This window comes from Myxococcus sp. CA039A, from assembly GCF_013336645.1.
GTDB lineage: Bacteria > Myxococcota > Myxococcia > Myxococcales > Myxococcaceae > Myxococcus > Myxococcus llanfairpwllgwyngyllgogerychwyrndrobwllllantysiliogogogochensis.
The window spans coordinates 1-22,323 of sequence record NZ_JABUMQ010000184.1 but is presented as its reverse complement, the minus strand read 5'-3'; the positions used below and the strand labels follow the sequence as shown (position 1 = coordinate 22,323).

21 protein-coding genes and 1 pseudogene are annotated in these 22,323 nt (G+C 68.9%); 17 read left to right on the top strand and 5 right to left on the bottom strand.

From position 1 onward, the window contains the following. A partial coding sequence (locus tag HR086_RS27910) for a nitrous oxide reductase family maturation protein NosD (RefSeq protein ID WP_174467140.1) occupies positions 1-1,485 on the top strand: 1,485 nt, incomplete at its 5' end. Positions 1,486-1,597: 112 nt separating this feature from the next. Here HR086_RS27910 and HR086_RS27905 read toward each other — a convergent pair. Further along, positions 1,598-2,791 carry an aspartate kinase gene (locus HR086_RS27905; RefSeq protein ID WP_174467139.1) on the bottom strand — a complete coding sequence of 398 codons (1,194 nt, stop codon included), beginning with the start codon at positions 2,789-2,791 and terminating at the stop codon, positions 1,598-1,600. 228 nt (positions 2,792-3,019) lie between these two features. Between HR086_RS27905 and HR086_RS27900 the strand changes: the two genes are divergently transcribed. The 7 genes from HR086_RS27900 to HR086_RS27870 all read left to right on the top strand — a co-directional run bounded on the left by HR086_RS27900 (position 3,020) and on the right by HR086_RS27870 (position 10,714). Continuing rightward, positions 3,020-3,742, top strand: coding sequence for an ABC transporter ATP-binding protein (locus HR086_RS27900; RefSeq protein ID WP_141644831.1), 723 nt, complete (start codon positions 3,020-3,022; stop codon positions 3,740-3,742). A gap of 40 nt (positions 3,743-3,782) precedes the next feature. Beyond that, a complete protein-coding gene (locus HR086_RS27895) occupies positions 3,783-4,586 on the top strand; it encodes an ABC transporter permease (RefSeq protein WP_174463067.1) in 804 nt (267 codons plus the stop codon). A 36-nt stretch (positions 4,587-4,622) separates the two neighbouring features. Beyond that, complete coding sequence (locus tag HR086_RS27890) at positions 4,623-6,182, top strand: Gldg family protein (RefSeq protein ID WP_174467138.1); 1,560 nt, start codon at positions 4,623-4,625, stop codon at positions 6,180-6,182. Beyond that, complete coding sequence (locus HR086_RS27885) at positions 6,179-7,687, top strand: DUF4340 domain-containing protein (protein ID WP_174467137.1); 1,509 nt, start codon at positions 6,179-6,181, stop codon at positions 7,685-7,687. The genes HR086_RS27890 and HR086_RS27885 overlap by 4 nt, the downstream gene beginning before the upstream one ends. A 217-nt stretch (positions 7,688-7,904) precedes the next feature. Continuing rightward, positions 7,905-8,981: a 4-hydroxyphenylpyruvate dioxygenase gene (gene hppD, locus HR086_RS27880; protein ID WP_174467136.1), complete on the top strand. Its 1,077-nt coding sequence runs from the start codon at positions 7,905-7,907 to the stop codon at positions 8,979-8,981. Positions 8,982-9,011: 30 nt separating this feature from the next. Continuing rightward, positions 9,012-10,349: a homogentisate 1,2-dioxygenase gene (hmgA, locus tag HR086_RS27875; protein ID WP_174467135.1), complete on the top strand. Its 1,338-nt coding sequence runs from the start codon at positions 9,012-9,014 to the stop codon at positions 10,347-10,349. Beyond that, positions 10,346-10,714 (top strand): Rieske (2Fe-2S) protein, encoded by a 369-nt coding sequence (locus HR086_RS27870; protein ID WP_141644820.1) that lies wholly within the window; start codon positions 10,346-10,348, stop codon positions 10,712-10,714. Before hmgA ends, HR086_RS27870 begins: the two co-directional genes overlap by 4 nt. A 7-nt stretch (positions 10,715-10,721) precedes the next feature. Here HR086_RS27870 and HR086_RS27865 read toward each other — a convergent pair whose 3' ends face one another. Continuing rightward, positions 10,722-11,426, bottom strand: a complete 705-nt coding sequence (locus HR086_RS27865; protein WP_141644819.1) for a metallophosphoesterase — start codon at positions 11,424-11,426, stop codon at positions 10,722-10,724. Further along, complete coding sequence (locus HR086_RS27860) at positions 11,410-12,234, bottom strand: nucleotidyltransferase (protein ID WP_174453691.1); 825 nt, start codon at positions 12,232-12,234, stop codon at positions 11,410-11,412. The genes HR086_RS27865 and HR086_RS27860 overlap by 17 nt, the downstream gene beginning before the upstream one ends. A gap of 241 nt (positions 12,235-12,475) precedes the next feature. On the opposite strand from HR086_RS27860, the gene HR086_RS27855 reads away from it, so the two are divergent. The 9 genes from HR086_RS27855 (at position 12,476) to rpoZ (ending at position 21,544) form a co-directional block, all read left to right on the top strand. After that, complete coding sequence (locus HR086_RS27855) at positions 12,476-13,450, top strand: hypothetical protein (RefSeq protein ID WP_141644817.1); 975 nt, start codon at positions 12,476-12,478, stop codon at positions 13,448-13,450. A gap of 25 nt (positions 13,451-13,475) precedes the next feature. Then, on the top strand, positions 13,476-14,018 hold the full coding sequence (locus HR086_RS27850; protein WP_174467134.1) for a sigma-70 family RNA polymerase sigma factor: 543 nt from the start codon (positions 13,476-13,478) through the stop codon (positions 14,016-14,018). Next, complete coding sequence (locus tag HR086_RS27845) at positions 14,015-14,785, top strand: ACP synthase (protein ID WP_174467133.1); 771 nt, start codon at positions 14,015-14,017, stop codon at positions 14,783-14,785. The genes HR086_RS27850 and HR086_RS27845 overlap by 4 nt, the downstream gene beginning before the upstream one ends. Next, positions 14,782-16,380 (top strand): caspase family protein, encoded by a 1,599-nt coding sequence (locus HR086_RS27840; RefSeq protein ID WP_174453600.1) that lies wholly within the window; start codon positions 14,782-14,784, stop codon positions 16,378-16,380. Before HR086_RS27845 ends, HR086_RS27840 begins: the two co-directional genes overlap by 4 nt. 11 nt (positions 16,381-16,391) lie before the next feature. Continuing rightward, the gene (locus HR086_RS27835) at positions 16,392-17,348 is read left to right on the top strand and encodes a hypothetical protein (RefSeq protein WP_174453599.1); all 957 of its coding nucleotides are present in this window, start codon (positions 16,392-16,394) and stop codon (positions 17,346-17,348) included. Between the two features lie 73 nt (positions 17,349-17,421). Further along, entirely contained in the window at positions 17,422-19,053 is a 1,632-nt protein-coding gene (locus HR086_RS27830) for an MFS transporter (protein ID WP_174463072.1), read from the top strand. A 103-nt stretch (positions 19,054-19,156) separates the two neighbouring features. Beyond that, positions 19,157-20,797: a phosphoglucomutase (alpha-D-glucose-1,6-bisphosphate-dependent) gene (gene pgm / locus HR086_RS27825; RefSeq protein WP_174467132.1), complete on the top strand. Its 1,641-nt coding sequence runs from the start codon at positions 19,157-19,159 to the stop codon at positions 20,795-20,797. Between the two features lie 12 nt (positions 20,798-20,809). Next, positions 20,810-21,163 carry a DoxX family protein gene (locus HR086_RS27820; RefSeq protein ID WP_174467131.1) on the top strand — a complete coding sequence of 118 codons (354 nt, stop codon included), beginning with the start codon at positions 20,810-20,812 and terminating at the stop codon, positions 21,161-21,163. Between the two features lie 141 nt (positions 21,164-21,304). Further along, complete coding sequence (gene rpoZ, locus HR086_RS27815; protein ID WP_141644810.1) at positions 21,305-21,544, top strand: DNA-directed RNA polymerase subunit omega; 240 nt, start codon at positions 21,305-21,307, stop codon at positions 21,542-21,544. Positions 21,545-21,553: 9 nt separating this feature from the next. Here rpoZ and HR086_RS27810 read toward each other — a convergent pair whose 3' ends face one another. Beyond that, positions 21,554-22,033, bottom strand: a complete 480-nt coding sequence (locus HR086_RS27810) for an NUDIX hydrolase (protein ID WP_141644809.1) — start codon at positions 22,031-22,033, stop codon at positions 21,554-21,556. A gap of 39 nt (positions 22,034-22,072) precedes the next feature. After that, positions 22,073-22,323 (bottom strand): annotated as a pseudogene (locus tag HR086_RS27805) (hypothetical protein); the annotation flags it as partial.

The window sequence follows — 22,323 nt, the reverse complement described above, 5'->3', positions numbered from 1 at the left end:
CCCGAGCCGACGACGCCTCCCGTGACGCAGGTGCCCACGCCGTCCCCGGAGCCCACCACACCTTCGCCCCTTCCCACGCCCGAGGAGCCAGCCCCGCCTCGGTACTCGCGCGAGTGGTACGTCAGCCCGTCGGGCAACGACACCGCCGCCGGCTCGCAAGCCAGTCCGCTGCGCACCATCGCCAAGGCGCTCACCCTGGTGGGCCCCGGTGAAATCATCCGCGTCCAGCAGGGCACCTATGCGGAGAAGCTGGTGCTCGACTCCAACGTCCGCGCCGGCACCACCAGCGCGCCCATCACCCTGCTCGGCGAGGGCAAGCCCAAGCTCGTTCCCACCTCCAGCGGCTGGTACATGGTCCTGGTGCAGCGCCCGAACTGGCGCATCGAGGGCTTCGAGTTCGACGTGAAGAGCCAGCGGCAGATCGCCGTCACCTTCGCCGGAGACACCCAGGGCACGGTGCTCGCGAACAACGACCTGCACCACGGCGCCTTCGGCAGCGGCATCAGCACGGACGCCAGCGCGCGCGGCGTCACCATCGAGAACAACCACATCCATCACTTCGCTCGAGGGTCCGACGACTCGCACGGCGTCGTCATCGCCCCCACGTCGAAGGACATCACCGTGCGCGGCAACGACATCCACGACAACTCGGGCGACTCCGTGCAGTGCCTCGGGCCCGAGGGCTTCAGCAACGACGCGCCCGCCAGCGGCGTCCTCATCGAAGCCAATCACATGTACGACAACCGTGAGAACGCCGTGGACATCAAGACGTGCCACGACGTCACCGTGCGCGGCAACCGCATGCACGGCTTCACCAAGTCCTCGACGTCACGAGGTGAGGCGGTGGTGGTGCACTACTCCGCGAAGAACGTCGTCCTGGAGGACAACGACATCTCGGACGCCGCGCTGGGCATCGCCGTGGGCGGCAACCGGGTGGGCGCCCCGCCGACCAACATCTCCGTGCGACGCAACCGAGTCCACTCGCTGAAGATGCCCGAGGGCTCCGCCATCCGCATCGAGAACGGCGTCGACGTGCGCGTGCTGCACAACACCGTCACCGGGACGAAGGGCTTCGCGCTGGTGCTCGGACATGGCACCGGTGGCGACTCCACCAACGTGGCGGTGCGAAACAACCTCTTCGCCACGCGCAACGCCGTCAACCTGGGGCCCTACACCTCCGGGCTGGACCTGGCCGCCAACGTGTACCTGCAGGGCGCGAACTTCACGAAGGGCAACTTCTTCATCCCCGAGGACTCCTGGGTGGGTGAGCTGCTGGCCGCGTGGAAGCAGCAAGGCCAGGACGTGAGCTCCGCGGAGTCCGCCAACGCGCTGGTGGACACGAACACCTTCATGCCCGGCACGGGTGCGGTCGACCGGGGCATGGACCTGGGCCTGCCCTTCTGCGGCTCGGCGCCCGACGTCGGCGCGGTGGAGTCCGACTGCCCCTCGGATGCCCAGGCCGCCACCGCGGCGCTCACCGAATAGCGGGGGCGAGAGAGAGGACCTCCCGGCTTGATACGGGGAGGTCCTCTCCCGTGCGCCCCTCGGTCCACGCGCGGCGACAGCTTGCTGTCGATGGACCGCGACTCGTTGGACGTCACGCGCCGAGCAGCTCCCGATGCAGCCTCGCCGTCAGCGGCTTGAGGTGGAGCTTGTCCACGAGCAGCGTGAGCTGGAGCGGTGACGTGTGGGCCGCATGCACCTTCGCGCCGAGTTCCTCCGCCGCCGCCAGGGACTGCCTCAGCGGCGCCCAGTCCGCGTTGAGCCCCACGCCCACGCAGGTGACGGTGCCCAGATCCTCGCGCCATGACACCGCTCCGTCGAAGCGTGTGGCCAGCTCCTTGCGCAGCGCCTCCGGCCCGTGGATGTCCGCCAGCGGGACCAGGAGGTACGCATAGGCCGTGCCCCCCGGCAGCCCGTCGAAGCCCAGGGAGCGGCCTCGCACGCCTCGGGCGTCGAGGAACTCCAACAGCTCCGGCAGCGGCACCTGCTCGCCCACCGCCAGCACCGCCAGCTCCGAGTCCGCCGTCACGCCCTTCACCCGACTGTCCGAGGGCGCCGTCAGCTCGCGCACCACCGTGCCGTTGCCCGGGGCATGCGCCGTCCGCGCGAGGATGGCGATGCCGCGCGACTTCGCCCACTCCACCGCCTGGGCGTTGAGCACCTTGGCGCCCGCGCTCGCCAGCTCCTGCATCTCGTCATAGCTGAGCGACTCCAGCTTGCGCGCATCCGGCACCACGCGCGGGTCCGCGCTGAAGATGCCATCCACGTCGGAGTAGATTTCACACGCCTCCGCCTCCAGCGCCGCCGCCAGCGCCACGGCCGTCGTGTCCGAGCCTCCGCGCCCCAGCGTCGTCACTTCCTTCTTGTAGGAGACGCCCTGGTAGCCGGCGACGATGACGACCTTGCCGCGCGCCAGCTCGTCGTGGATGCGATAGGGCCGCACCTCGACGATGCGCGCCTGTGCGTGCGCGTCGTTGGTGATGATGCCGCTCTGGCTGCCCGTGAAGCTGATGGCCGGCACCTCCATCTCCTGGAGCGCCATGGAGAGCAGCGCCATGGAGATGCGCTCGCCGCACGTCAACAACATGTCCAGCTCGCGCCGCGCGGGGTCCGGGGACACCTGCTTGGCCAGGGCGAGCAGCTCGTCCGTGGTGTCGCCCATGGCACTCACCACCACCACCACCTGGTACCCGGCGTCGCGCTTGTCCTTCACCCTGCGCGCCACCTTGCGAATCTTCTCCACGTCGGCCACCGACGAGCCGCCGTATTTCTGGACCACGATAGGCATGAGCGTCTCACTACCCCTGTTGGGCGTGTCCGGGGAACCACACCGAAGCGCAGTCTTGCAGGAGCCCGGCCAGCGCGGTGAAGCACCCGGGCCAGGAGCCGGGCGTCGCCTTGACACCCCAAGGTCGGCCCCTATAGTCGGCGACGGTCTGCCCGGGCCGTCCGAGAAACACCTCCACGGCCGGCGGCCCAGGGTCGAGCGCGTCTCTCCTGGAGCCTGCCCATGGCGATGATCGAGGTACAGCACCTCACCAAGCGGTATCGCGACCGCGTGGCCATCGACGACCTCACCTTCAGCGTCGAAGAGGGCGAAATCCTCGGCTTCCTCGGGCCCAACGGCGCGGGCAAGTCCACCACGATGAAGATTCTCACCGGCTTCCTTCCGCCCTCGGAGGGAGTCGCCCGCGTGGGAGGCTTCGACGTCTTCACCCACCCGCTGGAGGTGAAGCGCCGCATCGGCTACCTGCCGGAGGCGCCGCCCCTCTATCCGGACATGACGGTGCACGGGTACCTGAAGTTCGTCGCGGCGCTCAAGCGCCTGCCCGCCCGGGAACTCAAGGGCGAAGTCGAGCGGGTGGCCGGCCTCACCGGCGTCACGCACGTGCTCGGCCGCCTCATCCAGAACCTGTCCAAGGGCTACAAGCAGCGCGTCGGCATCGCGCAGGCGCTGCTCGGCTCGCCCCAGGTCCTCATCCTCGACGAGCCGACGGAAGGGCTGGATCCCGCGCAGCGCGCGGAGGTGCGCGCGCTCATCAAGAGCCTCGCGGGCAAGCACACCGTCATCCTCTCCACGCACATCCTCCCGGAAGTGACGATGACGTGCGAGAAGGTCCTCATCCTCAACCAAGGGCGCATCGTCGCCTACGACGACCTCCGCAAGCTGGCCGGCTCCCAGGGCACCTCGGAGAGCGCGTCGCTGGAAGAGGTCTTCATCAAGCTGACCGCCGCCTGAGCGCGACGCCCGTCCCCTCCTTCAAGGAACCCCCCGGTCCATGCGCATCGCCCTGGCCATCGCTCGCAAGGAGCTGTCCCTCTTCTTCACCACCCCGTGGGCCTATGGCGTCTTCACGGCGATGGTGGCGCTCTCGTCCTTCTTCTTCGTGAACCTGCTCGCGACGTTCCAGCAGGTGCAGGAGCAGGCACGGGAAGTCACGTGGGCGATGATGCCTCCGGACATGACCGCCTACCGCAACCTCACCGACGGGGTGATGGTGCAGCTGTGGGGCATGGTCATCATCATCACCCTCTTCATCGCGCCCTTCCTCTCCATGCGACTGTTCGCGGAGGAGAAGCGCAACAAGACGTTCGAGCTGCTGATGACCGCGCCAGTGCGCCCCATTGAAATCGTCCTGGGCAAATACCTGGGCGGACTGGGCATCATCTCCGCGACGCTGGGCCTCACGCTCATCTTCCCGCTGGTGCTCTCCGCGTTCGGCCACGCGGAGTCCGGCACCGCGCTGGAGTGGCCCACCGTGCTCCTGGGCTACGGCGGCATCCTGCTGTGGGGCGCCACGTGCATGGCTGTGGGCATGTTCATCTCCGCGCTCACGGAGAGCCAGATGCTGGCGGCCTTCCTCACCTTCGCGGTCCTCCTACCGTGGATGCTGCTGTCCGGCGTGGCGCAGGCCACGGAGGAGCCGCTGCGCTCGGTGCTGACGTACCTCTCCTTCGACGCGCAGTTGCAGAACATGCTCAAGGGCATCCTCGACGTGCAGACGCTCGTGTTCTTCGCCTCCGTCATCGTCTTCTCGCTGCTGCTCACCCACCGCACCGTGGAAGCGCGGCGCTGGGCCTGACATGGCCCGCGCTCACGCGAAAGGGAATCCCCGCACATGAATGCGACCCTCCTCGGTCGATACCTGGGCGCCTTCGGGCTCCTGCTGCTCCTGTCGAGCCCCTTCACCCTCTTCGTCACCTCCGGCAACCCCATTGCCGCGGGCGTGAAGGCGGCGGTGGGCCTCGCGCTGCTCGGCGTGTACCTGGCGACGAACCTGAAGCACTTCGGCAAGCTCGCCTCGCACCGCTCCAGCCTCTTCTTCCTGCGCTCGGGACTCACCGTGGTCGCCGCCCTGCTCGCGCTGGTGGCGCTCAACTACGTCGCCTTCCAGAAGAGTCCTCGCTGGGATTTGACGAAGGGACGCATCCACACGCTGGCGCCGCAGACGCTCGCCACGCTGGAGGCCCTGCCGGAGAAGGTCCTCGCCATTGGCTTCGTGCCTCCGACGCACGAGTCCTACGGCCTGCTGGACACGCTGTTCCAGCGCTACCGCGCGCAGGCGCCGGAGCACTTCGAGTACACGTTCAAGGACGCGCGCCGCAGCCCGGACCTGGCCGCGAAGTACCAGCTCAAGGAGGGTCAGGCGAGTGTGGTGCTGGTGCGTGGCGAGGCGCACACGACGCTGCAGGCCGTCTCCGAGCAGGACCTGACCAACGCGCTCATCAAGCTGAACGCGGTGGGCACGCAGCGGGTGTACTTCGTCACCGGCCACGGTGAGTGGCCGCTGGCCAAGGACGAAGCGGCCCCGAATGACCCGGGCGCCACCATGTCCGAGCTGCGCAGGCAGCTACTTCAGGAGGGCTACGGCGCGGAGGCCATGTACCTGGCGGGCGCGACGGACGTGCCCCGGGATGCCTCGCTGGTCATCATCGCGGGTGCTCGCGCGCGCTTCACGACGCCGGAGGTGGAGGTGCTGAGCAAGTACCTCGCGGGCGGCGGCAGGCTGCTCTACTTCACGGACGCGGGGTTGGAGGACGGTCTGGGCGGGTTGCTGGCCGAGTACGGCATCCAGCTCGACGAGGGCATCGCCGCCGACGCGCAGTTCAACAGCGGAAATCCCTACGTGGTGCTCTCGCGGTTCTACAGCAACCACGCGATGGTGCTCCCGCTGCGGCAGCGCGGGCTGAACGTGGAGCTGCCCACGCCGCGCAGCCTCACGCTGCTGCGCGAGGGATTCGCGGAAGGCGTGCGCGTGGAGCCCGTGGTGCACACCTCTCAGTACGGCTGGGTGGAGACCAAGCCGGAGGAGAACGCGGTCCCCTCCGATGGCGAAAAGACGGGCCAGCTCACGCTCGTGGCCGCCATCGTCCGCGACACGAAGAACGCCGCCAACAAGCGCTTCGACGAGGCGCGACTCGTGGTGATGGGTGACGCGGAGCTGCTGTTGGATCCGAACTGGGGCCATGAGCCCAACCGCAACCTCGTGATGAACGCGCTGGGCTGGGCCTCCAATCAGGTGACCAAGGTCACCCTGCGCCCCCCGGACCGCGAGGTGTCGACGCTGGAGCTGGACGCGGACGACATGGACCACATCCGCTTCATCTCCACCGACCTGCTCCCCCTCACCATGATGGGCCTGGGACTGGCCATCTGGCTGACCCGGCGGAACAAGTGAGCGCCACGGGCAAGGCGTTCGTGACGGTGGCGGTCCTCGCGCTGGGCGCGGGAGGACTGACCTTGTCCGCGTGCTCCGACGGCACCTCGCGGCGAGGCTCCGAGACCCCGGCGGTGTCAGAGAAACTGTTCGCCCCGCCGTCCAGCGCGACACAGGGGGCGAAGGCCGCCGCGCCCGTGTTCACTCGCATCACCGTGCGGGCCCAGGGCGACACCACGGAGCTGGCGCGCGAGCCGGATGGCGCGTGGCAAATCGTCGTTCCCGTGAAGGCTCGCGCGGAGGCCGCCGCGGTGGAGGCCCTGCTGGAGACGTTGGGGAGCACCGCGTCGAGTCCCCTGGTGAACAACGCGCCCACCGACGCCGACCTGGAGAAGTACGGCCTCAAGTCGCCCGTCTTCAGCGTGACAGCGCACGCCTTCCTGCCGGATGCGAGCGGCGGAGGTGACGACGTCCCCAGCCGCCAGCACACGGTGACGCTGCACGGCGGCGTCGAGAACACCTTCGACGGGTCCGTGTACGTGCGTCGTGACGGGGACTCGAAGGTCTACGCGGCCCAGGGTTCGGTGCGATGGAGCCTGGACAAGGACACCTTCGCGCTGCGCTCGAAGGAGCTGCTCGGCGGACTGGAAGCGACCGCACTCGCGAGCATCGAGGTGCGGGCCCAGGAGCGAAGCTACGTGCTGCAGCACGAGACGGGCACGACGAAGTGGCGCCTGACGAAACCCGTGGCCGAGCGCGCGGACGAGGCTCGGGTGGCGACATTGTTGAAAAACTTGAAGGAGCACCGGGCGCTCGCCTTCCCCTCGGACTCCGCGCAGATGCGGAAGAAGCTGGGACTGGAGTCGCCGCTCGTCGATGCGCGCTTCACTCCGCTCTCGGGCGAGCCCGTGCGCATCCGACTCGCCCAGGTGATGGAGGACGGCACTCCGCGCATCCACGCGCTGCGGGAGCAGGGCCCGGACGCGGTGCTGGCCGAGGTGTCGGACGGCGCGCTCACGGTGCTCGACGTGGACGTCCACGAATTGAAGGACAAGCACGTGCTGAGCTTCCGGCGCGAGGACGTGCGACGCGTGGTGTTCCACCCTGGCGGAGGCGCGGCCCCCATCATCCTGGTCAACGCCTCGGAGACGGATGGCGGCACGGAGTCGTGGCGGGTGGAGTCACCGAAGCAAGGCAAGGCCCAGCACTTCCGCGTCGTCTCCCTGCTGCGCGCACTGGGCGCACTGAAGGCCACGAGCTTCGGAGACGCAAAGCCACGAAGCTGGGCGAAGTACGGCATCGACGAGGCCTCGCGCGGCGCGGTGCTGCTGGGCGCGGATGGACGCGAGCTGGCGCGACTGTGGCTGGGCGGCGACGTGCCCGACTCGTCGGGCTTGAGCTACGTGCGGGGTTCGGGGCCCGAGGTGATGGAGGTCTCCATCGAAGGACTCGTGCTGCCGGTGCGGGCTGAAGACCTGATGGAAGGCGCCCCCGCACCGGAGCCCACGGAAGCACGCGGTCCGTGAGGATGAGCCCGCTCCTGTCGTGACAATCCACGACCCTCCGTAGGTGACGCGACGCGGTGCCGCGTTTGACGCGCCGCCCGTGCGCATTCGCATGGGCCCTCCCTCTGGAGATTGTGAAAGAGCCTGACATTCTCTGGCAGCGCTTTGTGCTTTCCTCCCTGGCCGCCACTCCCTACCTTCCAAGGCACACTCGCAGACGTTTCGCGGAGGCTGGGTCATGATGAGCACGGCGGAAAACCCTCTTGGACTGAATGGCTTCGAGTTCGTGGAGTTCACGAGCCCCGCCCCCGAGGCAATGGTGAAGCTGGTGGAGATGCTGGGGTTCACCGCCTTCTCCAAGCACCCGAGCAAGGACCTGGTTCGCTACAAGCAGGGTGACATCAACCTGCTCATCAGCCGGGAGACCACGGGCCAGGCCGCCGAGTTCCGCGCCGCCCACGGCCCGTCCGCCAACGCGATGGCCTTCCGCGTGGCCAATGCCCGCACCGCGTACGAGATGGCGCTGGAGCGCGGCGCCATCCCGGCCGACCCCGCCGCCAGCTCCCTGGGCGAGGGCTTCTATGTCCTCCAGGGCATCGGTGGCAGCCTGCTGTATCTCATCGACCGACACGGTCCGAGCGGCACCATCTACGACTCCTGGGTGCAGATTCCCGGCGCCGTCGAGGCCGAGGCCCGCAACAGCGTGGGCCTGGAGTCGCTGGACCACCTGACGCACAACGTGCGCCGGGGTGAGATGCGGACGTGGTCGTCCTTCTACAACCGCATCTTCGGCTTCACCGAGCAGAAGTACTTCGACATCAAGGGCCAGGCCACGGGCCTGTTCAGCCAGGCGATGATTGCGCCGGACCGCGCCATCCGGATTCCGCTCAACGAGAGCCAGGACGAGAAGTCGCAGATCGAGGAGTTCATCCGCGAGTACAAGGGCGAGGGCATCCAGCACCTGGCCCTGGCCACGCAGGACATCTACAGCACCGTCGAGAAGCTGCGCGCTCGCGGCGTGGACCTCCAGGACACCATCGAGACCTACTACGACCTGGTCGACTCGCGCGTCCCCAACCACGGCGAGGACCTGGAGCGCATGCGGAAGAACCGCATCCTCATCGACGGCAATCAGCAGGAAGGCCTGCTGCTGCAGATCTTCACCGAGAACCTGTTCGGGCCCATCTTCTTCGAGATCATCCAGCGCAAGGGCAACGAGGGCTTCGGCAACGGCAACTTCCAGGCGCTGTTCGAGTCCATCGAGCTGGATCAGATCCGCCGCGGCGTCATCAAGGTCGACAAGACCCGGAAGTAGTCTCCGGCCCGACTTCGGAGGAGCGACACGGTGACTCTCGAGAATCGAACCGCGGTACCTCCGAAGAGCGGGCTCCGACAGGCGCCCGGTGACTATCTCTCCGGCTTTGGCAATGAGTTCGCCACGGAGGCCGTCCCGGGTGCCCTGCCCGTGGGGCGCAACTCGCCGCAGCGCGCCCCGTTCGGGCTCTACGCGGAGCAGCTCTCCGGCACGGCCTTCACGGTGGCGCGCCGGGAGAACAAGCGCTCGTGGCTGTATCGGCTGCGGCCCAGCGCCAACCATCCCGCGTACAAGGTCCATCCCCAGGGCCTGTTGCGCGGTGGTCCGTTCGACGAGGTCCCGCCCACGCCCAACCGCCTGCGCTGGAGTCCCCAGCCGGCGCCGACCGCGCCCACCGACTTTGTCGAGGGCCTGGTCACCTACGCGGGCAATGGAGACCCAGGCACGGGGGCGGGCATCGCCATCCACCTGTACCTCGCCAACCGGTCGATGACGGACAAGGTGTTCTACGACGCCGACGGCGAGCTGCTCATCGTGCCGCAGGCCGGGCGGCTGACGCTCGTGACGGAGCTGGGCGTGCTGGACCTGCGGCCCGGCGAGATGGGCGTGGTGCCCCGGGGCGTACGCTTCCGGGCGGAGCTGCCCGAAGGACCGGTGTCGGGCTACATCTGTGAGAACCACGGCGCCCTCTTCCGCCTGCCAGACCTGGGGCCCATCGGATCCAACGGGCTGGCGAACGCGCGCGACTTCCTGACGCCCGTGGCCGCGTTCGAGGACGTGGACCGCCCGACGCTGGTCATCCAGAAGTTCCAGGGGCGCCTGTGGGCGTCCCAGTTCGACCACTCCCCGCTCGACGTGGTGGCGTGGCACGGGAATCTGGCGCCGTACAAGTATGACCTGTCGCGGTTCAACACCATCGGCACGGTGAGCTACGACCATCCGGACCCGTCCATCTTCACGGTGCTGACCTCGCCCAGCGAGTCACCGGGCACGGCCAACTGCGACTTCGTCATCTTCCCGCCCCGGTGGATGGTGGCGGAGAACACGTTCCGGCCGCCGTGGTTCCACCGCAACGTGATGAGCGAGTTCATGGGGCTGGTGCAGGGTGTCTATGACGCGAAGGCCGGAGGCTTTGCTCCGGGCGGCGCGTCCCTGCACAACTGCATGAGCGGCCACGGTCCGGACCGGGCGAGCTACGAGCAGGCCCTCCGCGCGGACCTGAAGCCGCACAAGATTCAGGACACGCTCGCGTTCATGTTCGAGTCCCGGTGGACCATCCGCCCCACGCGCTTCGCGGTGGAGACGCCGGCGATGCAGTTGGACTACGACGACTGCTGGGCCGGGTTCGAGAAGGCCCGACTGCCTTGAGCCTGCCTCCAAGGCAGCGCGTCTGGACGACGCCCTCCGACGTCGAGCTCTGCCCGGTGGACTCGCTGGAGGACCCGGGCTCGCGCAACATCGTGCTCCAGATTGGCGAGGCGTTCTTCCACGGCTTCCTCGTGCGCAAGGGCACCCAGGTCCACGGCTATGTGGACCGGTGCCCCCACGCCGGGCTCCCGCTGGCGCGCGTGTTGGACCGCTACCTGACGCCGGACAAGCAGCTCATCGTCTGCGCGTGGCACGGCGCCCTGTTCCAACCCGACGACGGGAAGTGCGTCGGCGGCCCGTGCAGCGGTGCGTCGCTGACGTCCTGGCCCGTGAAGGTGGAAGCCGGGATGGTCGTCACCGCCTGAGTCCGGCTCACACTTCCAGCAGCACGTAGCGCTGGTCGGGCGTGTGCCGGGCCAGCAGGGGCATGGCCACGTTGAAGACGGGGATGCCGTTCTTCGTCTTGCCCTGGAGCGCGCCGTGGTGCGCGTGTCCGTGGAACACCGCCTCCGCGCCGTAGTGATCAATGGGCATCGCCAGCCGGCTCGTCCCGAGGAAGGGGCGGATCTCGATGTTCTCCCCCTCCAGCGTCTCCGGGATGGGGGAGTAATGCATGATGATGATCTTCCTCGGCGTGTCGAGGTGGCTCAGCGCCGCCTCCAGCTTCAGCGACTCCGTCACCGCCTCCTGCACGAAGCCCTTGGTCTGCGCCTCGCCGAAGGCCTGCAACGTCGCGTTGCCATAGCCGCCGCCAAAGCCCTTCACGCCAGCCACGCCGAGCACCTTCTCGAAGATGAAGTGGTCCCCATCGAGGATGTGGATGCCCACCTTCGCGAGCTCCGCGCAGATGTCCTTCACCTGGCCGTGCTCGTAGTCGTGATTGCCGAGCACCGCCGCGCACGGCACCCGCAGCGCGGACAGCTCCTCGGCGAGCACCTTGCCCTCCTCGAGCATGCCGCGGTCCGTGAGGTCCCCACACAGCACCAGCAGGTCCGCCGTGGCGTTCACCTGCTTGACGAGGTGGCGAAAGCGTCCGTGCTGGTCCTCCCGGCAGTGCAGGTCACCGACTGCCGCCAATCGAATTTTCGAGCTCGGATCCCTCGCCACGCTCGCCCCCCTGCTGTCGTTCGTTTTCGTCCCAGGCCCGCCCGTCCCTGAACCCCCAGTGGTGGATGTCCACGTGGTAGTTCACCTTGGAGACGAGGTTGCCGCGACACAGCTTCTCCTCCCAGCGCCCCTCGCGGATGCTGTCCAGCGTGCGGCGCATCAACTCCGCCATCACCCACTCCGGCACCAGGTCCCTCTCGGAGGGATAGGCGAAGCGGAACATCATCAGGTGACTGAGCAGCACTTCCCAGTACCGGTCGAACCGGCGCATCAGCCGGTCCCAGTCCATGACGTGGCCCGCCTTGAGGATGAGGTGGTTGACGTCCGCGCCGTCGTAGCGCTCGCGCTCGACGACGAAGGCCTTGGACCAGATCATCTCCTCGGCGGGCGCCACCAGACACTCGTGCCCGAAGACGGTGGCCGTCTTGGCGAATTGGAACCACTCGTCGTCGACCACCGCCACGCCGTTGCCGGACGAGAAGATGAAGTCGACGAAGTAGTCACCCTTGAAGGCCTTGTAGAGCCACACCTCGTCGGTGCGCTCGGTGCGCCAGCCGTCCTTCTCCAGCACCTGGAGCGCCCGGAGCGCGTCCGCCTTGCGGGGGAACAGGTCCAGGTCCTTCGTGTCCCGGTAGATGCCGGTATAGGTGGCGTATGCGTACGCACCTCCCACCACGAAGGGCACCCCCGCGTCGCGCAACAGCCCCACGGCCCGTGCGCGGGCGTTGATTTCATCCGCCGTGCGCTCCCGTTCCGCGAGCGAGGCGTCCGTGCCCATCTCCCCGGGATGGTTGGGGTGTCGTTTTTCCATGGGCGAAAGGTAGGGACGGTGCATTTCCGCCGTCCGAAGGCCGGGTGAAGTCGCCCGAGGGGCGTCCGAGCGACCTCCAACCCCCTGGAATCCCAGCGCATTTCAGAACCAGGCAGGCGTGCTTTCTGTTTTTCGGCGGGGCTGTGTCCATTGAGGCGAACACGCTGCTGCACGGCCCGCCGGGGGCCATCCGAAAGGTAGAAGGACCATGCTGCGCAAGAGCCTGCTGTGCGCCTCCCTGTTGCTCGCCGGTTGCGATCCTGACTCGAAGCAGGACGCCGATTCGTTCCGCGAGGGACTTCCCTCCAAGCAGATGGTGGAAGTGGCCTCGCCCGGCCCGGACGGTCAGGGACTGACCGCGGCCTCCGCCGAGAACCAGACGTCGGAGTACTACGTGCTCACCGTGGCCGCCGCCGCGAGCATCAACGGTGGGACGCTGGGAGTGCTCGGCCTCATCGAGGCCATCGTCAAGCACCCGCCGTCCTCCATCCAGGGCGACGTCGCGGTGTGGGGTCCGCACACGGAGGCCCTGAGCCCCATCACCTGGAAGCTGACCGTCACGCGCACCGATGACGACACCTACGGGTGGGTGCTGGCGGCCAAGGCGAAGATCGAGCCCGACACGAACTTCAAGACGGTGCTGGCCGGCTCGCACACGGCGGCGGTCGATGATGATGGCGAGCGCCGCTCCGGCTATGGCTCCGGACAGTTCCTCATCGACTGGGAGAAGAACAACTCCCTGCCTGGCAACGAGGGCGAGACGGGCGTGGCGACGATGGAGATTCGCTACGCGCGCACGGCCCCGAACGCGGTGGCCTCCGTGGAGGCGGACTTCCAGGTGGATGCCGGCGGAGGCACCCTGGCGAGCGCGAACTATCGCTTCAAGCAGGCCCCGGGCACCGGGGGCGAGCTGGACTACGTCGTGAAGCAGAACATCGACGTGGACCCGACGCGCTCGAAGCTGGAGAAGCTGTCCATCAAGAGCCGCTGGGAGCGCACGGGCCTCGGTCGCTCGGACATCAAGCTGTCGGGCGGAGACCTGTTCGGCGAGGCCACCATCAACGAGTGCTGGGACAGCAACTTCCGAAGCGCCTACCACGCGGTCAGCTACAACCCGGCCATCGGCTACGGGACGGTGAGCGCCTGCGGCAGCTTCAGCACGGCGGTCTACTCCACGCTGTGAGCCGGCTCGCGGTAGTCTGCGGCGCGTGACAGGAACGCGCCAGCCGGCCCTCAGGGTCATCCAGGGGGGTCCCCAGCAGGACCGGCGGGACTTCCTGCGCGACCTTTACACGCGGTACGGCGGCAGCGTGATGGGACGCTGCCGCTACCTGTTGAAGGACGCGGCGAGGGCGGAGGACGCGATGCACGACGTGTTCGCCCGAGCGCTCGCCCACGCGGACGACTTCCGCGCGGATGCCTCGCCGCTGACGTGGTTGATGAAGATCGCCACGCACCACTGTCTCAACCAGCTCCGCTCGGAGCGGGCGGGCTGGAGGCAGTGGTTCGAGCGGGACGCGGCCGCGCGCCCGGAAGCCCATGGGGGTCCGGGAGAGATGGAGACGCGGGACCTGGTGCGCCGGCTGCTGTCCCGGGTGGATGCGGAGACGCAGTCGGCGGTGGTGCACTACCACGTGGATGGGATGACGTTGGAAGAGGTGGCGGCGTTGCTGGGGCGCTCGGTGCCCACGATTCGCAAGCGGCTGGAGCACTTCGCCGCGCTGGGTGGAGAGGAGCTGAGGGTTCGATGAGCGCGCACGAGTCGGAGTGGACACTGCGACGCCTGAGGGCCGGTGAGCTGGGCTCGCCCGAGGCCACCCGCGCGCGCGCCCACGCGGCGAGCTGCGAATCGTGTGGCGCCGTGCTGAGCGGCCTCGAGTCGAACCAGGCCCACTTCGAAGCAGCGCTTCCCTTCGAGCGCTTCGAGATGGGAGTACAGCGCGCGCTGGAGCGACAGCAGCGGCGTGACGCGCTGAAGCCCTCCCCCCGGCGCTGGCTCGCTCCGACGGTGGCGCTGGCCGCGTCGGTGCTGATGGTGGTGCTGGCCCGGCCGCTGCTGAATCAGGGTCCGGGTTGGGACCGGAGCAAGGGCGGCGCGGACATCGCGGAGCTGCGCATCGGCGGAGGTCCCGGACCCCAGCGCGAGGTGAAGCCGGAGGCTCCCGAGGCCCTGGAACCGGGTGAGCGGGTGATGCTGGGCTACAAGGCGGGCACCCACCGCTACGTGGCCGCCGTGTCCGTGGATGCCATCGGCGAGGTGACGGCGCTGCATCCGGAGTCCGGCGCGAGCGCCCCCGTGGAGTCCGGCGAGGACCTGCACTGGCTGCAAGGGAGCTGGGAGTTCACCGGCTCCGGGGCCGAGCGCGTGGTGCTGGTGCTCGGGGATGAACCGTTCACGGTGGAGTCGGTGGTGGAGGCGACCCGTCGTGCGTTCACGGCGGCGAACGGCGAGGTGGAGCGGATGTCCCAGCTCGACGTGCCGGGTGCGCAGACGCACTGGGTGCTGTTCAAGCCATGAGCCCTCCCCTGCTTCCTTCCTGGCGCGCGCTGGCCGCCCTCCTCGTGCTCGGGGCCTCGGCCGCGCATGCGGACAGCCTGCGCCGCTTCGCGCTGGTGGCGGGCAACGACGAGGGCGGCGACGAGACGCGGCCCCTGCGCTTCGCACAGGACGACGCGCGGAAGATGCACGGCCTGCTGGCGCGCCTGGGCGGTGTCGCGCCCGGCGACGCGATGCTGCTGCTCAACGAGTCCTCGAAGGACTTCCTCGCGGCGCTGACGCAGTTGGAGGCCCGAGCGAAGGAGGCTCGGGCGCGAGGTGAGCGCACGGCGCTGCTCGTCTACTACTCCGGCCACGCGAAGGACGGCACGCTGCGCCTGGGCAACACGCGGCTGGGCTTCGAAGACCTCAAGCAGCGGCTGTCGAACGCGCCCGCGGATATCCGCATCGCGATTCTCGACTCGTGCCGCTCTGGCGCGCTGACGCGCACCAAGGGCGCGCGACGGGCACCTGCCTTCGAAATCGAGTCCGGCGCGGCGCGCGATGCGCGGGGCCTGGTCATCCTCACCTCCAGTTCGGCGGACGAGGACTCGCAGGAGTCGGACGCGCTGCGCGGCAGCTACTTCTCGCACCATCTGGCCAGTGGCCTGCTGGGTGACGCGGATCGCAGCGGTGACGGACGCGTGACGCTGTTCGAGGCGTACTCGCATGCCTACGCCCGCACGGTGGCGGACACGGCGGCCAGCAGCGGGGGCGCTCAGCATCCGACGTTCAGCTACGACCTCGCCGGCAACGGGGACCTGGTGCTGACGGACCTGCGCGCGGGCGGCGACGGGCTGGTGGTGCCAGGGCTCGCGCCCGCGGGCATGTATTACTTCGTGGACCCGGGCGGCATGGTGGTGGCGGAGCTGGACAAGACGCCCGACGTGGAGCGCCGCGTGGCGCTCGCGCCCGGCACGTACCGCGTGAAGCGAAGGCTGTCGGACCGGCTGCGCATCGGCGAAGTGGAAGTGTCCCGGGGACGGCAGGTGGTGCTGGAAGAGGCGCGGCTGCGAGACGCGCCGTTCTCGGACGACCCGGTGAAGGGCGCGGCGCCGGAGGGCGGAGCGTGGTGGACGGTGGGCGTGTCCGGTGGCGTGCAGTCCTTCTTCGATGCGCCCACGCGCCAGTCGCTGTTCCTGTCGGTGGGCATGCTGGGCGCGGAGGCGCAGCTTCACGACTACTTCCGCCGCGACTGGGTGTGGGGCGTGGACGTGGCGGTGGGCGGGAAACAGGCGCTGCTGGCGTTGCCGACCCTGAGTGGACCGCCCTACAAGTATTCGGTGACGAGCCTGGGCACGACCCTCACGTCCGAGTGGCCGCGAGGCACCGTGGCGCCCTTCGTGGGCGCGCGCATGGCGTATCTGGTGATGCGCCGCGACTTCGAGGAAGCGACGTACCCGGACCAGAAGTACGCGATGTTCTCCCCGGGCCTGGTGGCGGGCCTGCGGTGGCAACCCCTGCGGCGCCTGCACGTGACGGGACGCGCGCGGCTCCACTACCTCCTCTACACCGTGGATGAGCAACGCTCGCTGGGCTTCTGGGAGCTGGGCGCGCTCGTCACGTATCAGCCTTGAGGGAGCGTTCGATGCGACACCTGGTGCCCATCTGTCTGTGTCTGGCCCTGGCCGCATGTGGCGGCGACTTCTCCAACGACGACCTGGAGTTCCTCAACGCCTTCCCCCGGCGCGAGGACCTGACGGCGTCGATGCCGGGGAAGACCCAAGGCGAAGCCTGGGGCGCACGTGTGGCCAGCAAGTCCGCGCAGCAGGCGGGACGGTTGGGGGACTCGTCGGGCATCGTCGGCGACACGGACGAGACGGGCCTGCGCTTCAACCAAGCGGTGGACGGAATCCTCTCCTCGCTGGAGGCCATCCAGCAGTACACGCCCACGAAGCGAGAGCCGGACCGTCGGGTGTGGGGGCCCATCCCGGGGCGCAACGACATGAAGTTCGACACGCGCTTCGTGATGACGCGTGAAGGGGAGCGGTTCGACTACCAGCTCCAGTACCGGGACGTCGGTGAGGGCGAGGACGCGTGGTGGAGCTTCATGTCGGGCTCCTTCCAGGCCAATGGCGGCGTCCGCAAGGGAGAGGGCAGCCTCATCATGGACCTGAAGCGGGCCCGGGAAGAGCGCTTCCTGGACATCCCCTTCCTGGACCGCGAGGAGATCCACTACCAGACGCGGAAGCTCCCCACGCGGGTGGAGCTGGTGTTCGTCAGCAACGTGCCCACCCTGCTGCCTTCGCGCTACATCTACCGCGAGGCGGAGGGGGACCTGGCGGAGATGACCTTCCAGATCCTCGACACCGACTTCGTCCAGGGCGGACTGCGCGAAGACGTGGCCCTCACCACGCGCTGGGCACCGGACGGCCGGGGGACGGGCATCCTGGAGATCATCAAGGGCGACATCCTGGGCGCCAAATACACCGAGTGCTGGGACGCGCAGGGCCGCGTGACGTTCATCTCCCGGAGCTGGGACTTCCTCAACCCCACCGAGGGCCTGCGCAGCTCCTGCCCGGACATGTCCGCGCTGGACCGGTAACCGGCCAACCCTCCGAGCGGAAGCGCGCGGGACACCCTGGGCCGCGAGCACGGCTGGTATAGAGTCCGCCGCCATGAGCGAGCAGCAGGGCAAGAGTGGAGAGCAGGCAGCGCGGCCGGGAACCTGGGCCAGTCTGGCGCGGGCCATGGCCTCCTGGCGGACGGCCTCCGTCACGCTGCTCTCGTTCTCCTCGGGCCTGCCGCTCGGCCTGGTGTGGATCGCCATCCCCGACTGGCTGCGCAGCATCGGCGTGGACATCCGCGTGGTGGGCATCATCACGCTGGCGCAGGCACCCTGGTCCTTCAAGTTCCTCTGGTCGCCGCTGATGGACCGCTATGTGCCGCCCTTCTGGGGCCGGCGGCGGGGCTGGATGGCGGTGGCGCAGGTGGCCCTCTTCGCGACGACCTTGGCGCTCGCCGGCATCGGAGAACATCCGGAGACCGCGTGGGTGGTGGGCGCGCTGGCCATGGCGGTGGCGTTCTCCGCGGCGACGCAGGACATCGCCATCGACGCGTACGCGGTGGAGGTGCTGCGCAAGGAGGAGCAGGGCGTGGCGGTGGGGGCGCGCGTGGCGGTGTACCGCGCGGCCATGTTCATCGCGGGCTCGGCGGCGATTACGCTCGCGGGCCGCGTGTCGTGGAAGTGGGTCGTCATCGGGCTGGCGGTGCTGTACCTGCCCATGCTCATCGTCACGCGCTTCGCGCCGGAGCCCGAGGAGCGCTTCACGCCTCCGAAGTCCCTCAAGGACGCCGTCTGGTATCCCTTCGTGGGCTTCCTCGCGCGGCACCGGGCGCTCGAAATCCTCGCCTTCGTCTTCCTCTACAAGCTGGCCGACAACCTCGGCGGCACGCTCCTGCGGCCCTTCCTGGTGGACATGGGCTACAGCGACCTGCACCGGGGCGTGGCCCTGGGCACCATCGGCCTGTTCGGCACCATCGCCGGCACGCTCGTGGGCGGAGCGTGGACGACGGTGCTGGGCCTGGGCCGCGCGCTCTGGGTGTTCGGCGTCATCCAGATTGTGTCCAACATCGGCTACGTGCTCGTCGCGCGCGCCGGGGCGCCCACGCCGTGGCTGATGTACATCGCCATCGGCTTCGAGAACGTGACACAGGGCCTGGGCACCGGGGCCTTCTCCGTGCTGCTGATGCGGCTGACGCAGAAGCGCTTCTCCGCCACCCAGTTCGCGCTGCTCTCCAGCCTCTTCTCCATTCCGCGCGTGGTGGCGGGCCCCATCGCCGGCTTCCTCGTGTACGCCATCGGCTGGGAGCCCTTCTTCTGGTTCACCATGGTGGGCGGCATCCCCGGCCTGCTGCTGCTCGCGCGCTTCGTGCCGCTGGGCGTGAAGGACCCGGACTTCGACGTGCAGAGCCGCCCCACCACCCGCGCCGTCACCCGCCCCGTCCTCATGGGCAGCGCCGCCTTCGCGGCCGTCGTGGGCATGGTGCTGGGCGCGATGACGACAGCGCTGCTCACCGCCGTGCAGAACCTGCGCAAGGCGCCCGAGAAGGGCTTCGATTTCGCCACGCCCTTCACCGCGCTGTTCCAGCCCTCGGGTGTCACCGACTGGGTGACGCTGGCCGGCATCGCCGTCTTCGGGTTGACGGTGGGCCTGCTCACCGCGGCGGTGCTCGCCGCGCGCTCCGGGGCGTTCTACCTCCCCGAGCAGGAGGCGCCCCCCTCCCCCTCCGGCGCCACCGGCTCGTAGCGAGGCACCCGCTTCGAGCCCGGGAGGGTCTGGGTCCACCCGAGGACAGCTCCCTCACATGGGAGATCCATCCGTCGCGCGGCGCGTTTATGTTGGCGGCGACATGGCCCATCCCCTCGCTGGAAAGCTCCCGCCGGAAGACCTCCTCATCGACCCCGAGAAGCTGCGCGCGCGCTACTACGCGGAGCGTCCCGACGTGGCCGTGCCCGAGCAGCGCGTCGCCTTCGGCACGTCGGGCCACCGGGGCTCCTCCGCGCGCACCAGCTTCAACGAGGCCCACATCGTCGCGGTGACGCAGGCCATCTGCGAGTACCGGCAGCAGCAGGGCATCGACGGGCCGCTGTACCTGGGCATGGACACCCATGCGCTGTCCGCGCCCGCGCAGCAGACCGCGCTCGAGGTGCTGGCCGCCAACGGCGTCCAGGTGCGCTTCACCGACGGCGCCACGCCCACGCCTGTCATCTCCCACGCCATCCTCACGTACAACAAAGGCCGGGGCGCCTCGGGGCTCGCGGACGGCATCGTCATCACCCCGTCCCACAACCCGCCCGAGGACGGCGGCATCAAATACAACCCGCCCAACGGCGGCCCCGCGGACACGAATGTCACCTCGGGCATCGAGCGCCGCGCCAATGCGCTGCTCGGTACCAGCAACGCGGGCGTGAAGCGCACGCCCTACGAGAAGGCGCGCACGGCCCCGACGGTGAAGCCCCACGACTTCATCACGCCCTATGTCGAGGACCTGGGCACCGTGGTGGACATGGAGGCCCTGCGCGGCGCGAAGCTGCACATCGGCGCGGATCCGCTCGGCGGCTCCAATGTCGCGTACTGGGAGCCCATCGCCACGCGCTACGGATTGAACCTGCGCGTGGTGAACCCCACGGTGGACCCGACGTTCCGCTTCATGCCGGTGGACCATGACGGGAAGATCCGCATGGACTGCTCGTCGCCGTACGCCATGGCGAATCTCGTGAAGCTCAAGGACCAGTACGACATCGCCTTCGGCAACGACGCGGACTCGGACCGGCACGGCATCGTCACGCGCTCCATCGGGTTGATGAATCCCAACCACTACCTCGCGGTGGCCATCCACTACCTGTTCCAGAACCGGCCCGGCTGGAAGGCGGACACCGCGGTGGGCAAGACGCTGGTGAGCAGCGGGCTCATCGACCGCGTGGCCAAGAGCCTGGGCCGCCGCGTCGTCGAGGTGCCGGTGGGGTTCAAGTGGTTCGTGGACGGGCTGTTGGACGGCTCGCTCGGCTTCGGCGGTGAGGAGAGCGCGGGCGCGTCCTTCCTGCGCCGCGACGGCACCGTGTGGACCACCGACAAGGACGGCATGCTGCTCGACCTGCTCGCGGTGGAGATTCTCGCGCGCACCGGCAAGGACCCGGGACAGCACTATCAGGAGCTGGCGGGGCGCTTCGGCACGCCGTACTACGCGCGCATCGACCAGGCGGCCACGCCCGCGCAGAAGTCCGTGCTGAAGAAGCTCTCACCGGAGGCGGTGAAGGCGACGAGCCTCGCGGGAGAACCCATCCTCCAGCGCCTCACGCGCGCGCCCGGCAACGACGCGGACATCGGCGGGCTCAAGGTGGTGGCGCAGAACGGCTGGTTCGCCGCGCGGCCGTCGGGCACCGAGGACGTGTACAAAATCTACGCGGAGAGCTTCCGCGACGACGCCCACCTCCAGGCCATCCTCCAGGAAGCCCGCTCCATCGTCGACACGGCCTTCGCGGGGGCGTAGGACTCCCGGCACATGGTGAAGACCGTCCTGATGTACGTGCTCGGCCTGTTCATGGTGGCCGGTGGCATCAATCACTTCGTGAACCCGCGCCCCTACGTGCGGATGATGCCGCCGTACCTGCCGTGGCACGGGCCCCTGGTCTTCCTGAGCGGCGTGGCGGAAGTCCTGCTGGGCGTGGGCCTGCTGGTTCCCGCCACGCGCGCGGTGTCCGCATGGGGACTCATCGCCCTGTTCGTCGCCATCTTCCCGGCCAACCTCCAGATGGCCCTCCAGCCCGAGCGCTTCAAGAAGGTCCCCGCCCCCCTGCTCTGGGTCCGGCTGCCCCTCCAGGTCGTCCTCATCGCCTGGGCCTGGTGGTACACCTGATCCACCGAATCCAGGCTTCCAGGGTGGGACAGCGCCTGTCCGCCCGGCGGCCCTGCCCGTGCGTCCTTCCTTGACTCCCCCCGGGGTGGTCTTTAGTTTTCACCGTTTCAGGTAGCCCCACCGAAATCCGAAGGACGTTCCATGGCTCGCGTCACAGTCGAAGACTGCCTCCCCCTCGTCGACAACCGGTTCGCGCTGGTGCTGCTCGGTGCGAAGCGCGCGCGTCAGCTGATGGCCGGCGCCCGCCCCATCATCGAGAGCTCCAAGAACAAGCCCCCCGTGCTGTCCCTGCGCGAGGTGGCCACGGGCCGCGTGAAGTTCGACCGCGACGTGCGCGAGGCGCTCTCCGGGAAGTACACCCCCGAAGACGCCCGCAAGTAGTCGTAGGTCCTAGGTTCCCTTCCCCTCGGGCCTTACGGCCGGGGAAGGGGCCTCCGGGATGAGCCCCTGGGCGCGCATCCACCGCACGGCGCGCGCGGCGACGGCCTTCTCTCCCTTGTAGCCGAGCAGGGGCACCAGCTGTCCCACCGGCACCCAGCGCACCTCGTCCACCTCCACGCGCGGCCCCGGCAGCGGCCCCAGCGCACCTTCCTGGTAGCGGAAGAGGAAGAAGTGGACGCGCTTGAAGATGCGCTGCCCCCTGAATTGGTAGACGTAGCGAATCTCACCCAGCGGCGCGATGAGCGCGGCGGTGAGCCCCGTCTCCTCGTGGACCTCGCGGCTCGCCGTCTGCTCCGGAGTCTCCCCCGGGTCCACGTGCCCCTTGGGCAGCGCCCACAGAGGACGGCCATGCGGACGGATGACGACCACCTCCCAGGTGCCGTCACTCTCCCGGATGACAATCCCGCCTGCGGACGCCTCGCGTGGCATGCCCACCTACCCTAACCGAAGGAGGCGGGCCGCGGGGACTCAACCACCGTGGACGAAGTGACTCAGCTTCGCCTCCGCTCCCAGCCGGTAGGCATACCGGAGGTCCGCCAGGAGCCTGTCCAACCGCCTTCCGGAGACGTGCCCCATCATCCGCGAGCAGAAGCGCCGGGAGACGCGGTTGGCCTCCTCGTACCGCCAGCGCTCCTGGGACGACAGCTTGTCCCGGTAGGACACCCTGTCGAACAGCCGGGTGAGCAGCTCCTGCGCCCACGCCCCCACCCCCTCCCCCC